This is a genomic window from Salinicola avicenniae, assembly GCF_023736115.1.
In the GTDB taxonomy this organism is placed as follows: Bacteria; Pseudomonadota; Gammaproteobacteria; order Pseudomonadales; family Halomonadaceae; genus Salinicola; species Salinicola avicenniae.
In genome coordinates this window covers 39,045-53,748 of the sequence record NZ_JAKQZC010000001.1, presented here as the reverse complement: position 1 = coordinate 53,748, position 14,704 = coordinate 39,045, and the positions used below count along the sequence as shown (strand labels likewise).

At 64.2% G+C, this 14,704-nt stretch carries 12 protein-coding genes; 8 read left to right on the top strand and 4 right to left on the bottom strand.

All coding sequences use genetic code 11. The features are described from left to right. Nucleotides 1-89: 89 nt before the first annotated feature. From MC381_RS00245 to MC381_RS00235, 3 genes are all read left to right on the top strand, one after another. On the top strand, nucleotides 90-1,025 hold the full coding sequence (locus MC381_RS00245) for a DMT family transporter (protein WP_319022825.1): 936 nt from the start codon (nucleotides 90-92) through the stop codon (nucleotides 1,023-1,025). A gap of 137 nt (nucleotides 1,026-1,162) precedes the next feature. Next, on the top strand, nucleotides 1,163-2,368 hold the full coding sequence (locus tag MC381_RS00240) for a GGDEF domain-containing protein (RefSeq protein WP_251975712.1): 1,206 nt from the start codon (nucleotides 1,163-1,165) through the stop codon (nucleotides 2,366-2,368). A gap of 301 nt (nucleotides 2,369-2,669) precedes the next feature. Then, complete coding sequence (locus MC381_RS00235) at nucleotides 2,670-3,167, top strand: DUF805 domain-containing protein (RefSeq protein ID WP_251975711.1); 498 nt, start codon at nucleotides 2,670-2,672, stop codon at nucleotides 3,165-3,167. Nucleotides 3,168-3,179: 12 nt separating this feature from the next. On the opposite strand, the gene MC381_RS00230 is transcribed toward MC381_RS00235, so the two are convergent. Then, nucleotides 3,180-4,082, bottom strand: coding sequence for a LysR substrate-binding domain-containing protein (locus MC381_RS00230; protein ID WP_251975710.1), 903 nt, complete (start codon nucleotides 4,080-4,082; stop codon nucleotides 3,180-3,182). Nucleotides 4,083-4,272: 190 nt separating this feature from the next. On the opposite strand from MC381_RS00230, the gene MC381_RS00225 reads away from it, so the two are divergent. Then, nucleotides 4,273-4,890: an NAD(P)H-dependent oxidoreductase gene (locus MC381_RS00225; protein WP_251975709.1), complete on the top strand. Its 618-nt coding sequence runs from the start codon at nucleotides 4,273-4,275 to the stop codon at nucleotides 4,888-4,890. A gap of 144 nt (nucleotides 4,891-5,034) precedes the next feature. After that, a complete protein-coding gene (locus MC381_RS00220) occupies nucleotides 5,035-6,450 on the top strand; it encodes an FAD-binding oxidoreductase (RefSeq protein ID WP_251975708.1) in 1,416 nt (471 codons plus the stop codon). Nucleotides 6,451-6,468: 18 nt separating this feature from the next. On the opposite strand, the gene MC381_RS00215 is transcribed toward MC381_RS00220, so the two are convergent. Further along, the gene (locus MC381_RS00215) at nucleotides 6,469-7,653 is read right to left on the bottom strand and encodes an alkene reductase (protein ID WP_251975707.1); all 1,185 of its coding nucleotides are present in this window, start codon (nucleotides 7,651-7,653) and stop codon (nucleotides 6,469-6,471) included. 165 nt (nucleotides 7,654-7,818) lie between these two features. Between MC381_RS00215 and MC381_RS00210 the strand changes: the two genes are divergently transcribed. Continuing rightward, nucleotides 7,819-8,730 (top strand): LysR family transcriptional regulator, encoded by a 912-nt coding sequence (locus tag MC381_RS00210; protein WP_251975706.1) that lies wholly within the window; start codon nucleotides 7,819-7,821, stop codon nucleotides 8,728-8,730. 117 nt (nucleotides 8,731-8,847) lie between these two features. On the opposite strand, the gene MC381_RS00205 is transcribed toward MC381_RS00210, so the two are convergent. Both MC381_RS00205 and MC381_RS00200 read right to left on the bottom strand, forming a co-directional pair. Continuing rightward, on the bottom strand, nucleotides 8,848-11,058 hold the full coding sequence (locus MC381_RS00205) for an OsmC domain/YcaO domain-containing protein (RefSeq protein ID WP_251975705.1): 2,211 nt from the start codon (nucleotides 11,056-11,058) through the stop codon (nucleotides 8,848-8,850). Nucleotides 11,059-11,242: 184 nt separating this feature from the next. Then, nucleotides 11,243-12,250 carry a zinc-binding alcohol dehydrogenase family protein gene (locus MC381_RS00200; RefSeq protein WP_251975704.1) on the bottom strand — a complete coding sequence of 336 codons (1,008 nt, stop codon included), beginning with the start codon at nucleotides 12,248-12,250 and terminating at the stop codon, nucleotides 11,243-11,245. 200 nt (nucleotides 12,251-12,450) lie between these two features. Here MC381_RS00200 and MC381_RS00195 point away from each other — a divergent pair, with 200 nt between their 5' ends. Together MC381_RS00195 and MC381_RS00190 are read left to right on the top strand one after the other, a co-directional pair. Then, nucleotides 12,451-12,804 carry a winged helix-turn-helix transcriptional regulator gene (locus tag MC381_RS00195; protein WP_251975703.1) on the top strand — a complete coding sequence of 118 codons (354 nt, stop codon included), beginning with the start codon at nucleotides 12,451-12,453 and terminating at the stop codon, nucleotides 12,802-12,804. Between the two features lie 249 nt (nucleotides 12,805-13,053). Further along, on the top strand, nucleotides 13,054-14,640 hold the full coding sequence (locus tag MC381_RS00190) for an ABC transporter substrate-binding protein (RefSeq protein WP_251975702.1): 1,587 nt from the start codon (nucleotides 13,054-13,056) through the stop codon (nucleotides 14,638-14,640). Nucleotides 14,641-14,704: the final 64 nt, after the last annotated feature.

The following is a 14,704-nucleotide window of genomic DNA, read 5'->3' as shown; positions in this document are numbered from 1 at the left end:
TTCCTGAGCCTTGACCATCAGATTAATCGTTTGGCGGCGCGGCCGACAAATGCTCCACTTGGCCGTCTTGATGGCCACGGGAGGGTGACATGCAGGATCAGGATACCGAGCTTTCGAACGCGTTCACGCCCTTGGCCAGCGCTCGGCTGCGCCGGCGCCTGGATATGCAGGGCGGTGCGCTGATGGTGCTGTTCTGTCTGGCGCTGGGCTTTCAGCAAGTGGCCATCAAGATGGTCGCGGCCGATATTCCGCCGCTGGCGCAGATTGCGCTGCGTTCATCCCTGGCGGCGCTGCTGGTGGTGGCACTGGTGATGCGGCAAGGCATTCGCCTCGCCGATTTCCGAGCGAACCTCGGCGCGGGGGCGCTCGTCGGATTGGGGTTCACGGCGGAATTCGTCTTCGTGGCGTGGGGGCTCCACTACACGCTGGCCTCGCACATGTCGGTGTTCCTGTACACGGCGCCGGTGTTCGCGGCGTTGGGGCTGCATCTGCTGGTGCCCGGGGAACAACTGACACGACGCCAGTGGCTGGGCGTCGGCCTGGCCTTTGTCGGCATGGTGTTCGCCATGGCGCCGGCCACCGATATCGACAATGCCGGCGATATCCTGTGGGGCGATTTCCTCGGATTGCTGGCTGGCCTTTCCTGGGCGGCGACCACGCTGGTGATCCGTCGCTCATCGCTGTCGGAGGCGCCCCCGGTGAAGACGCTGTGCTACCAGATTATCGTCGCCGGGTTGCTGCTGTTGCCCGCAGCGGCGCTGTTGGGCGACCTCGGCGCCCTTCGCTGGAGCGGTTCGGCGGTGGCCAGTCTGGCCTTCCAGACGCTGGTCATCTCCTTCGCCGCGCTGCTTCTGTGGTTCGCGCTGTTACGCCGCTACTTCGCCTCCCAGCTCGGCATCTTCTCGTTCCTGTCGCCGATCTTCGGGGTGCTGTTCGGGGCGCTGCTGCTCAATGAGCCACTGACGGCCAACTTCCTGTTGGGCGGCGGCCTGCTGCTGTTGGGGCTGCTGGTAGTAACGCGTTAGGCGATGAGCGTCCTGGCGACAAAGACATGCCCAAGGCCTCAGCCAATCCGTAGAGTCTGCCGATAGAGTGATAACCGCTGATCACACGGCACCAGCGGCGGCTGATTTCTTCCACGGTGTGTCGCAGAGGCGGTTTCATGATCGAGACGATCAAGATGCTATGGTCACCCGGCATGTCCGGCAATTCGGTGAGGTTGCGCCGGCAGGTGGCTCTGTGTAATCAGGTCAGCATCTTCGGGATCGCCGCGACCACGCCCTATCAACTGTTCTATCTCTTGTATGATTTTGCCATCTATCGCGACGTCTTCATGGCCAACCTGGTTTTCATGAAGGCGTATGGGGCGGTGCTGATCTGCAATTATCAGCGCTGGCATAACGCGGCCAGCAACGTGCTGCTGGTCAACGGCTGCACGCAGCTGTTCGTGGTGACCTACTTCATCAGTGCGGAAGCCGGGGTGAACCTGTTCTATTTCACCTTCGCCGCTGTGCTGTGCTTCCTCTATCAGCATCTGCCCAAGGGCCTGTACTCCGGGATCATGGCGTCGCTGGGCGTCCTGTATCTGCTGACACACTTTCTGTTCACGCCGCATACTGCGGTGGCGCCGGTACCGTCGCCGTGGGTCGAGATCATGTATGCGTTTAGCGTGGCCGGTGTGCTGATCCTGTCGGGAACGCTGCTTTACCTGTTCCGCCAGCAGATCGATCAGGCCGAAGAAGAGCTGACGCTCAATAATGTATATCTGGAGACGCTGAGCCACACGGACCCGTTGACGGGACTGGCCAACCGTCGTGCACTGGACGCTGCGCTCGAACAGGAGCGGTCGCGGCTTTCGCGGCACCCCGGCGAGCTGGCCGTGATCATGTGTGACGTGGATCACTTCAAGAAATTCAACGACCACTATGGCCATGACGCGGGCGACCGCTGCCTGCAGCAGGTCGCGGAGACGTTGCGCGGCGTACTCGCCCGGCCCGCCGATCTGGCCGTGCGCTATGGCGGGGAGGAGTTCGCGTTGCTACTGCCGGGCACGGGAGAGCTAGGCGCCCGGCGCCTGGGCGAAAAGGCGCGCGAAGCGATCGAACGCCAGCAGATTCCCAACGCGGCGGCTGGACGAGGCGCCAGTGTGACGGTCAGCGTCGGCGTCTCGAGTCTTGACCGCGCCTCACCGCAAGCGCTCACGCGCGGTATCGAGCCTCTGCTCAAGCGTGCCGACCAGGCGTTGTACCGGGCCAAGGCGAGCGGTCGCAATCGGGTGGAGTATCTTGACGATCAGGGGTCGTCTGATGCCGACGACGAGGCGGTCGATACACTGCGAGTACCTCCTGGCGCGAGGTCGGCAGGCTAGTCGCCGCTTGTACAGGTGCTGTGGGCCCGAGGACGGTTTCAAACGCGCCAGCGCAGCGGGTGTTCGCCGTTCAACACGCCGTGATTGTCCCAGTCCGACCAGCCGCTCATGGGGAGCGGCGACGCTTCTTCCAATGTCAGCACACGCTGTGCCCGTCTTGACTTTTCTGCCTCCGGAAGCGTGATCGTGTCGCCGCCGATAGACGCAGGCACGATGGGCGGTGTGCGGTATCCTTGAGACCGAGCGATCGGGCCAAGACCCTTGGCGCCGGCTCGTGGATCTCTCGAACTCTGGAGGTGGTGTGACGTTCTTCACGGCGATCAAGGTGTGTTTTCGACAGTACGCGACCTTCTCGGGGCGTGCCTCCCGTTCGGAATACTGGTGGTATCTGCTGTTCCTCAATCTGCTGCTGCTGGCTGCCAGCGCACTCGATATGGCGTTTTTCCCGCTCGACCCCGACGCACAGGGCTTTCAACCCAGCCCGTTCACGAATGTGTTGTCTCTTGCCACGCTGCTCCCGACACTGGCGGTGAGCTGGCGGCGGCTGCACGACAGCGGCAGGCCGGGCTATTACCTGCTGGTGCTGATCGCGGGCGCCATCGGGGGCGGGATCGTGGTCGGGGGCGGCGTGCTCTGGCTGTTGCCCTCGGACGCCGGGCTTTCCAGCCAGCAGGCGGGGGCGGGGGTCCTGCTCATGAATGGCGTGATGCTGGGTTTGATCGTCGCTGCCGTCATGCTCTGGTGGATGACGCGACCGAGTGACACCACGGCCAATCGCTTTGGGCCGGTTCCCGAGTGATGCTCGCGTCGCTCAGGCGTCGAGGTAGTCGCCCGGTAATTTTTCGGCGAGATAGTCCATGAACAGGCGGGCGCGCTGCGTCAGCGCTGTCTGGCGGTAGTAGACGACGTTGACGCGAAAGGCGCGATACTGGATGAGTGTCGGCAGCACCGCCACCAGTTGTCCCTGACTGCGAGGCAGGCGGGTCATGTCGTCCGTGAGGCAGGCGATGCCCTCGCCGGCGATGGCCAGGGCGAGCAGCGTCGGGCCGCTGGAGGCGGCAAGCGTCGGTTTCACATGAAACGGTTCGCCGCGCGCATCGGTCAGCGGCCACTCGTTGAGATGGTCGAGCTGGCTGAAGCCGAGCAGGCTGTGGCTCGCAAGATCTTCGATACGGTGGGGGGGGCCGGCGCGTTCGAGATACGCCGGGCTTGCGATCAGACGTCGCGGTGACTGCCCCAGAGGCCGTGCGTGCAGTGAGGAGTCCTCCAGTTCGCCGATACGAATCGCGAGGTCGACGCGTTGCTCGAGCAGGTCGACAAAGCGGTCGTGGGTATCCAGCTCCAGCAGGATGCCGGGATAGCGACGGCGGAATTCGCCGATCAGCGGGACAAGGGTGAACTGCATGAAGCTCGGGGCGGCATTGATGCGCAACCTTCCGCGCGGCTGGTCCTGATAGCCGCCGACCGCCTCCTCGGCACTCTCTACCGCGTCGAGAATCTGGCGGCAGCGGTCGAGAAAGGTCTCGCCTTCGTCGGTCAGCTCCAGACGCCGTGTGGTACGACGCATAAGCGTGGTATCCAGTTTCTTCTCGAGCCGATTGAGTGCCCGGCTGACGCCGGAGACGGTCAGGTCCAGGCGCTCGGCCGCGGCGGTGATCGAACCGCAGTCGACCACGGCGACAAACGCCTGCTGTTCCTCGAGCGTGCTTTTCATACGAACCGTCCCGCCATGTGAAGCCTTCCGATCGGCGCCGGTGGTTGTTGATTTTACGTCAACAGTGACTTGTCTTCCGAACGGTTTTTCCGCGCGAGGGTTCGCCCAAAATACCGCCCATCGACTGGCTCGCGCTGGCCATCCAGGCGTGTCTATTCAGGACCTTCAGACGAATTCGAGGCGGTAGGCAATGAAGTTTTTACTGATCAACGGCGGCAAGCCGTTCGCGCACTCCAACGGTGAACTCAACAATACGCTTCATGAGCTGGCGCGTGACACGCTCGCCTCGCTGGGCCACGACGTGCGCGAAACGGTGGTCGAGCAGGGCTATGACGTCGAAGCTGAAGTGCAGAGCTTTCTGTGGGCGGATGTCATCGTCTGGCAGATGCCGGGCTGGTGGATGGGCGCGCCCTGGACGGTCAAGCGCTATATCGACGAGGTGTTCACCGCCGGCCACGGTGCTCTCTACGCAAGCGACGGGCGTTCGCGTCACGACCCGAGCCAGCAGTATGGCAGTGGCGGCCTGCTCCAGGGTCGGCGTTACCTGCTCTCGCTGACCTGGAACGCACCGCGTGAGGCTTTCGACGAGCCGGGTAACTTCTTCGAGGGCAAGGGCGTCGAGGGCGTCTACTTCCCGTTCCACAAGTCGCAGGCATTCATTGGTCTCGAGGGGCTGCCGAGCTTTATCGCCAACGATGTGATCAAGGCGCCGGAGGTCGAGCGCTATCAGCGCGAGTATCGCGAGTATCTGGAGCAGGCTTTCGGTCGGGTGGCCGTCTCCGAGGGCGTCGAGACACTCGACGCCTGAATGCGCGTCGGATGCGACCGAAGGGGGGAAACTCCGGTATGCTGAACGGGTCGATAGCGTGCTCACTGTCGACCCGTTCCAGTTTGCCGGAACGGATTGCTTTCAGACGATTCCCCCCGAGTCGATTCATCCGAGGTGCTGTTCATGTCATCCGCTGCCGCGTTTTCCGCCGAATCTCCCGCCCGCCCCACGCCTGAAACGATGCAGGCGCTGATCGCCGAGCTCGAGCCTGTGCTCGGCGAGCGTCTGACCACGGCGGCGGGCATTCGCGAGCAGCATGGGCACGACGAGTCCTGGCACCATCCTGCCGCGCCGGATGCGGTCTGTTTTCCGCATTCCACAGAGGAAGTGGCCGCGGTGGTGAAGGCTTGCGCGGCGCACCGCGTGCCGGTCATTCCCTACGGCGTGGGCACATCCATCGAGGGCCAGGTGATCGCCGATCACGGCGGCCTTTGCGTCGATCTTTCGCAGATGAACGCCATTCTCGGCGTACGTCCGGAGGACATGGACGCGACGGTACAGCCAGGCGTCACCCGCACCCAGCTCAATACCGACCTGCGCGCCACGGGGCTTTTCTTCTCCGTCGACCCGGGCGCGGATGCCAGCATGGGCGGCATGGCCTCGACCCGCGCCAGCGGTACCAACACGGTGCGTTACGGCACCATCCGCGACAACGTGCTGGCGATGACCGTGGTGATGCCGGACGGCCGCGTGGTCAGGACCGGCAGTCGGGCGCGCAAGTCAGCCGCCGGCTACGATCTCAACCATCTGATGATCGGCGCCGAGGGCACGCTCGGCATCATCACTGAACTGACGGTGAAGCTACACGGTCTGCCGGAAGCGATCTCCAGCGCCACCGTGGCCTTCGAGGATGTCGCCGGCGCGGTCGATACCGTTATCGCCTCGATCCAGTACGGCATCCCGATGGCGCGGATCGAGCTGATGGATGCGCTCGCCATGCGCGCGGTCAACGCCTTCTCGGGGCTCGACTACGCCGAGAAGCCGACGCTGTTCCTGGAGTTTCACGGTACGCACGCCGGGGTGAAGGAGCAGGCGGAGACCCTGGCCGAGCTGTGTCAGGAGTTCGGTGGCAGCGATTTCGCTTGGGCGACGAAAGAAGAGGAGCGCAATGCGCTATGGCAGGCGCGCCACGACGCCGCCTATGCGGCCAAGGCGCTGCGCCCGGGCATGGAGTTTCTGGCGACCGATATCTGCGTGCCGATCTCGCAGCTCGCCGCCTGCATCGAGGCGACCCAGGCCGATGTCGCCGAGAGCGGCCTGATCGCGCCGCTGCTCGGCCATGTCGGCGACGGCAACTTCCATCTGGTCGTTGCCGTGGATCGCGATAGCGAGGAAGAGCTCGCAACGCTGGCCGCCTTCAACCAGCGCCTGATCGAACGGGCGCTCGCCGCTGGGGGCACCTGCACCGGCGAGCACGGCATCGGTACCGGCAAGCGCGCGTACATGGAGGCCGAACACGGTGAAGGCTGGGCCGTGATGCGGTCCATCAAGGCCGCCCTCGACCCGCTCGGCATCATGAACCCCGGCAAGCTGGTCTAGGCGGCGTCGCGTCGCGCGTCAGGCGCGCGCGTGGGTATCGGCGTCGGTGTTTTCGAGATCGGTTTTTTCGATATCGACGGTCCCGGCATAGGTCGGGTAATCGAGGTAGCCGACGTCGCTGCCGCCGTACATCGTTGCCGGGTCGACGTCGTTCAGCGGCCAGCCGTGGTAGAGCCGCGACGGCAGATCCGGGTTGGCGATGAACGGTCGGCCGAAGGCGAAGAGATCACCGTAACCTTGCTCGCGCATCCAGCGTGCCTTGTCCGGGGTATAGCGCCCGGCGTAAAGCAGGCGTCCGGAAAAGGCCTCGCGCACGGCCCGATAGAAGGTTTCCGGCAGGTCGGGCGCATTGTTCCAGTCCGCCTCGGCGATGGAGATGTAGGCTACGCCGGCCTGCTCCAGCCGTTTGACCGCCTCGAGGTAGGTGGTGTGCGGGTCACGTTCGACCAGCCCCAGGTAGACGCGGTCTTCGTCGGTGCTTTCGAACAGCGGCGAGAAGCGCACGCCCAGGCGTTCGGGCCCGACGACGCCGGCGACCGCCTCGACGATCTCCTCGAGAAAGCGCAGGCGATTGGCCAGGCTGCCGCCGTAGCGGTCGGTCCGAGTGTTGGTATGCTCGGAGATGAACTGGTTCACCAGATAGCCGTTGGCGCAGTGCAGCTCGACGCCGTCGAAACCCGCGGCCATCGCGTTGCGTGCCGCCTGGGCATAGAGCTCGACCAGCTCCTCGACTTCCGCGGTGGTCAGCGCGACGGGCTCGCTCGGCTCGGTCAGCTTGCCTTCGCCCGGGGCGGTTTCGACGAAGACGCTGACCGCGTCGGCGCGGATCGGCGATGGCGCGACCGGCGGCTTGCCGGCCGGCTGCAGCGAGCGATGCGAGACCCGTCCGACATGCCAGAGCTGGGAGAAGATCACGCCGCCGCGCGCATGAACGGCCTCCGTTACCGCCTTCCAGCCTTCGATCTGTGCGCGCGAATGAATGCCCGGCGTCCAGGCGTAGCCCTGGCCGCGTGGCTCGATCTGTGTACCTTCGGTGATCATGAAGCCTGCACCGGCGCGCTGGGCGTAGTATTCGGTCATCCAGGCATTCGGCACGTTACCGGGCTGGGTGCTGCGCGACCGCGTCAACGGCGGCATCACGACGCGGTTCTTCAGCGTATAGGGGCCCAGGCGGACCGCCTCGAACAGGGCTGCGTTATCCATTGCTCTCCCACCTTTTCTCATGGCCCCGGCGGGTCTGGCCGGTCGGGGTCGTGGTCTGATTCATGGCTTGGGAGCCTAGGTCGTCCGCGCTACCATTAGAAACAAGGCTTTCTTGTAAAAGCTACCAATCATAATGGTGACTAAAGCCGGGCGAGGAGCGCAGGCATGAACGGGAATCGGCACGCCGGACGCCTTAATCGGCTCGACATCAAGCAGATGCGCGTGCTCCAGGCACTGCTGCGCGAGCGCAATCTCTCCCGCGTCGCCGACGAGATGGGGCTGACCCAGCAGGCGATCAGCGAGCAGCTGCGCAAACTGCGGGCGCTGTTCGACGACCGGCTGTTCTTGCGTCAGGGCAATACCCTGGCCGCCACGCCGCTGGCGCTGGCGTTGGGCGACCGCGTGGCGCACATCCTGCAGGAGGTCGATGCGCTGCTGGCCCCGCCTGAGTTCACGCCGGCCACCTACGAGGGCGTGGTGACGATCAGCGCGACCGACTACGCGATCCAGGCGATCCTGCCGGCCTTTATGCAGGAAGTGCGCCAGCAGGCGCCGTTTCTCAAGCTGATCGTGCAGAACTTCAAGAGCGATCGGATCGACCGCCAGCTGATGGCCGGCGAGCTGGACCTGGTGTTGTCGTTCCCGGACCTTCTGCCGAGCTCGCTGCCGTATCTCAAAGTCTTCGACGACCACCACACGTGCGTTGCCAGCCCCTGTTCGCCACTGCATGGCCGGCGGTTTTCGATTGGTGAGATCGCGGCGCTGCCGCAGTTGGTGATCTCGCCGTCGCGCTCGGATCTCAAGGGCTCTCACGATCAGTGGTTCGCCGAGCAGGGGCTCGAGCGCAACATCGTCATGTCCGTGCCCAGTTTCAAGGCCGCGCCGGACCTTCTCTATACCACCGACCTGATTGCCTTCTATCCGGCCCGGCTGTTGCCCAACCCCAAGATGGCGCCGCTCGAACTGGACTTCGCGACGCCGACCTTCGAGGTGGCGGTCGCCTGGCACCCGCGCACGCAGGAGAGCGCGATTCACCGCTGGATGATCGAGAAGCTCGAGCGTATCACCCGAGCGTGAGCGAAAGACGACGAAGCCGCCCCGAGAGGCGGCTTCCTGTGGCGGCGACGTTGCTTATGGAGACGTTGCCGGTGGAGACATCGCCCGTGAGAACATCGCCGGTGGTAACGCGAGCGTTTAGCCCGCGTGTGCCGCCCGCCAGGCGTGGAGCTTCTGGTAGCTTTCGATCAGGCGCCGGTGCCGGTCTATGCCCTCGAGTCCGAGACTAGTTGGCGTCAGGCCGGGGAAGCGGACCGTGCCTTCCACCGCGCCGATGGCGTCACGCATCTTCGCCTCGCCGAACATCCGCGTCAGGTTGTGGCGGTAGTCGTCCAGTTCGAGGTCGTCGTCCAGCGCGATCTCCAGCACCGCCGACAGCGCCTGGTAAAAGAGTCCCCGGTCGCGGCTGTTGTCGTTGAACTGCAAGAACATCTGGGCCCCGTCGAGGGCGTCCTCGAAGCGACCCAGCGCGAGCTGGATCAAGAGCTTCAGCTCGGCGATGGTCAGCTCCGCCCAGACGCTGTTGTCGTCGAACTCGATGCCGATCAGGGTGACGATCTTCATCTGCTCGTCGAGCTCGCTCTCCTCGAGCCGCTCGAGCAGGTCGGCCAACGGCTCGTCATCGAGCGCGTGCAGGTTGAGGATGTCCTCGCGGAAGGCAAGCGCCATATTGGTGTTGTCCCACACCAGGTCCTCGACCGGATAGACCTCGGAGTAGCCCGGCACGAGGATACGGCAGACCGGCGCGCCGAGGTCCTCGTGCACGGCGACATAGGCTTCGAGTCCCTCCTGCTCGAGGATGGCATAGAGGGCCGCGGCCTCTTCGTCGTTGTCCTGCGTGTCGGCGCCGGAGAAGTCCCACTCGACGAACTCCACATCCGCCGCGGCGCTGAAGAAGCGCCAGGAGACGACGCCGGACGAGTCGATGAAGTGCTCGACGAAGTTGTTGGGCTCGGCCACGGCCTGGGAGTTGAAGGTCGGCGCCGGCAGGTCGTCCATTCCCTCGAAACTGCGGCCCTGCAGCAGCTCGGTGAGGCTGCGTTCGATCGCCACCGGGAAGCTCGGGTGCGCGCCGAAGGAGGCGAAGACGCCGCCGGTGCGCGGGTTCATCAACGTGACGCAGGCGACCGGGAAACGCCCGCCGAGCGAGGCGTCCTTCACCAGAACCGGGAAGCCCTGCGCTTCGAGTGCGCGGATGCCTTCGAGGATCGTCGGGTACTGCGCCAGCACGTCTTCCGGCACGTCCGGCAGTGCGATCTCCTCTTCGATGATCTGACGCTTGACCGCCCGCTCGAAGATCTCGGAAAGACACTGCACCTGTGCCTCGGCGACGGTGTTGCCGGCGCTCATGCCGTTGCTGAGATAGAGGTTCTCGATCAGATTCGAGGGGAACCAGACGATCTCGCCGTCCGAGTGGCGCTCGAACGGCAGCGAGACGATGCCGCGGTCGGTGCGTCCGGAGTTGGTGTCGTAGAGATGCGATCCCTTGAGCTCGCCATCGGGGTCGAAGATCTCGCGGCAGTGGTCGTCCAGAATCTCTTCGGGCAGTTCGTCGTTCGGCCCCGGCTGGAACCAGCGCTCGTTCGGGTAGTGGACAAAGTCGGCATCGGCGATCTCGGTACCGAAGAACTGGTCGTTATAGAAGAAATTGCACGAGAGCCGCTCGATGAACTCGCCCAGCGCCGAGCAGAGCGCGGCTTCCTTGGTCGCACCCTTGCCATTGGTGAAGCACATCGGCGAGGCCGCATCGCGAATGTGCAGCGACCAGACATGAGGCACGATGTTGCGCCAGGAGGCGATCTCGATCTTCATGCCGAGGCGTTCGAGAATCCCGGTCATGTTGGCGATGGTCTGCTCCAGCGGCAGATCCTTGCCCTCGATCCAGGTCGATTCGCTGTCAGCGCCTGCCGTACCTGTCTTGCCGCCCATCAGCAGCGCCTGTGCATCCTCGTCGATGTTGTCGACGGCCTCGATCTGGAATTCCGGGTTGTTCTGAATGACCCGCTTGACCGAGCAGCGCTCGATGGAGCGCAGGATGCCGGTGCGATCCTTGTCGGAGATCTCGGGTGGCAGCTCGACCTGGATGCGGAAGATCTGGTTGTAGCGGTTCTCCGGGTCGACGATGTTGTTCTGCGAAAGTCTGATGTTCTCGGTGGGGATCTCGCGGGCGTTGCAGTAGACGCGCACGAAGTAGGCCGCGCAGAGCACCGTTGAAGCGAGGAAGTAGTCGAACGGCCCCGGCGCCGAGCCGTCGCCCTTGTAGCGGATCGGCTGGTCGGTGATCACCGTGAAGTCGTCGAACTTGGCTTCCTGGCGCAGGTTGTCGAGATAGTTGACCTTGATTTCCATGAGACGGACCGGGTTGGCAAATGGCAGGGCGCTCGCGACGCGAGCACCGAATGGCGGCCATTATCCGGGTTTGGAGGCGCTTCGTCTCGGGGGGAAGTACTGCGCTGCCATCGAGGGCAGGCGACGAAAAGAGGGCAGCGACTCGCGTCGCTGCCCTGGGGGTGTCATCGAGCGTGGCCGATGCTCAGGTCGCGAAACCTTCCAGCACGATCTTGCCGCGGGCGCGGCCGGTCTCGATGAAGGTGTGGGCCTCCTGGAGCGTGACGGCGTCGATCGGCCCGAACACTTCGGCGAGAGTGCTCTTCACGCGGCCCGCGTCGATCAGGCTCGCCACTTCGGCCAGCAGGCGTCCTTGCTCGGCCATGTCCGGCGTGGCGAACATCGGTCGGGTGAACATCAGTTCCCAGTGGGTCGAGACGGCTTTCGTCTTGAAGCCCATGACGTCCAGCGTGTCCGGATCATCGATCAGGCCGAAGCGGCCCTGCGGGGCGATCAGCGTCTGGATCTCCTCCAGATGACGGTGCGTTTCGGTCACCGAGAAGACAAAGCCTGGTGCGCCGAGGCCGAGCGCTTCCACCTGGGCCGCGAGCGGTTGGCTGTGGTCGATGACGTGGTGGGCGCCGAGCTCGCGCACCCAGGCCTGCGTTTCGGGGCGCGACGCGGTAGCGATGACCGTCAGGTCGGTCAGCGCGCGCACGAGCTGAATGGCGATGGAGCCGACGCCACCGGCGGCGCCCACGATCACAATGGCGTTGGCAGCGCCGGGCACGGGCCGCCGAATGTCGAGCCGGTCGAACAGCATTTCCCAGGCGGTGATCGAGGTCAGCGGCATGGCCGCGGCTTCGGCGTTGGAGAGATGCTGCGGTTTCTTCGCGGCGATGCGGCTGTCGACGAGGTGAAACTGGCTGTTGGCGCCGGGGCGGGCGATCGAGCCGGCATAGTAGACCTCGTCGCCCACGGCGAGCGTGGCCTCGGGGCCGGCCTCGACCACGCGGCCGACGGCGTCCCACCCCAGCACCTTGTGCTCGCCGTCGTCGGCGCCGGCACGTCGACGCACCTTGGTGTCGACCGGGTTGACCGAGATCGCGGCGACCTCGACCAGCAGGTCGTGGCCTTCGGCACGTGGGCGGGGCAGATCGATCGTTTCGAGGACGTCCGGCGCACCGGGATGACGGTATCCGATAGCTTTCATGCAGGGCTCCATGCGATAGGGCGATGGCCACGCGAAGCCGGTGTCTATGGCGCGCGGCGGTTTGTCAGGGAGCAGATTGTGGCCTGTTTGCGAAAACCGCAATACGCACATCGATCGCCTATACTGTGCTTTTCTGCACTGACTTACCAAACCGTACTGACTTACAAAACCGTATCGAAATTTAAAAGGAGGATAGTGTCATGGCCAAGCGTCGCCATTCGCGTTTCGACTGTACGCCCGGTTGCGCCGTCGAAGCCGCCATCGGCCTGATCGACGGCAAGTGGAAGTCGATCATCCTGTGGCATCTGCTGGGTGGCACGCTGCGCTTCAACGCCTTGAACCGCGAGATGCCCGGCTGCACGCCACGAATGTTGACCAATCAGCTTCGGGAGCTGGAGGCGGACGGCTTGATCGTGCGCAAGGTCTATGCCGAGGTGCCGCCCAAGGTGGAGTATTCGCTCTCCGAGCTCGGCCTCAGCATGGAGCCGATCCTGCGTGCGCTTCAGGTCTGGGGCAGCGAAAACCTGGCGCTCTATCGCGGCGGGAGCGACTGAACCGAGGGTGTCGGCATGGGCGCGAACACGCCGTCGCCGACGCCAGGAGCGGTATCGATTCCGGTGTCGCTAGACCGAATGGTCTCCTGTTGCAAGCCTCTGCCGTTACGCTTTCGCCGGATTGATTAAACGCTATTCAACGGACTAGTCTGTTGCGATTGCCCGCCTGTCAGACAGGCGGATAGCGGGCAAGGATTGGCAGAACGCCGATATCAACAATAACAGCGAGTGCTGTGCAGGAGATCCACCATGAAGAAGACGCTGCTAGCGGCTGGGGTCGCCGCCATGATGGCGGGCGCGACCCCCGCCATGGCCAAGACGCTGGTCTACTGCTCCGAGGGTTCGCCGGAGGGATTCGATCCTTCGCTCTACACGGCCGGCACCACCTTCGATGCGTCGAGCAAGACGGTCTACAACCGTCTGGTCCAGTTCAAGCCGGGTACCACCGAAATTGAGCCGGCCATTGCCGAAAGTTGGGAGGTCTCCGAGGACGGTCTGGAAGTTACCTTCCACTTGCGTGACGATGTCCAGTTCCAGTCCACCGACTACTTCACGCCAAGCCGGCCGCTCACGGCCGACGACGTCATCTGGACCTTCGAACGCCAGATGGATGAAGAGAACCCGTATTATCAGCTCGCCAACGGTGGCTTCGAGTATTTCAACGCCATGTCGATGGGCGATCTGATCGACTCGATCGAGAAGGTCGACGACAACACTGTCGTCTTTCACCTGACACGGCCGGAAGCGCCGTTCGTCGCCAACCTGGCGATGGATTTTGCCTCGATCCACTCCAAGGAGTACGAGGAGCAGTTGATCGAGCAGGACGAGCTGCAGATGGCCAACCAGCGCCCGATCGGCACCGGCCCGTTCCAGTTCGTCGATTATCGTGAAGACGCGGCGATCCGCTACCAGGCCAATCCGGACTATTTCCGCGGCCAGCAGCCAATCGACAATCTGGTCTTCGCGATCACGCCGGACGCCCAGGTGCGCTACCAGAAGCTGCGCGCTGGCGAGTGCCAGGTCATGCCGTTCCCGAATCCGGCCGACGTCGACGCGATGAAGCAGAACGCCGACATCGAGGTGATGCAGGAGCCGGGGCTGAATGTCGCCTACCTGGCTTACAACACCCAGCAGCCGCCGTTCGATCAGCCGGCAGTGCGCAAGGCGCTGAACATGGCGATCAACAAGCAGGCGATCATCGATGCGGTCTTCCAGGGCGCCGGCGAGGTGGCCAAGAACCCGATCCCGCCGACCATGTGGAGCTACAACGACGAGATCGAGGATGACCCGTACGACCCCGAGCAGGCACGCCAGATGCTCGAGGAGGCCGGCGTCGAGAATCTCGAGATGGACCTGTGGGCGATGCCGGTGCAGCGACCGTACATGCCGAATGCCCGGCGTACCGCCGAGCTGATGCAGTCGGACCTGGACAAGGTCGGCGTGACCGCCAACATCGTCACCTATGAATGGGGTGAATACCTCGAGCGATCCAAGGCCGAGGATCGCGAGGGCGCGGTCATCCTGGGCTGGACCGGTGACAACGGCGATCCGGACAACTTCATGGGCGTGCTGCTCGGCTGCGACGGCGTCGGTGGTTCCAACCGCTCGCAATGGTGCTATCAGCCGTTCGACGACCTGATCAAGGAAGCCCGCACGCTGGACGACCAGTCCGAGCGCGCCGCGCTCTACGAGCAGGCGCAGGAGATCTTCAAGGAGCAGGCGCCGTGGGACACCCTCGCCCACTCCACGGTCTTCATGCCGGTGCGTTCCGAAGTGACCGGTTATGTTGTCGACCCGCTCGGTGGCCACAGCTTCGAAGGCGTCGACATCGAGTGATCCTCCCCTAGCGTTGACGGGGAGCGGTCCTGACAACCGCTCCCCGCCGCACGCGTGACTAGCT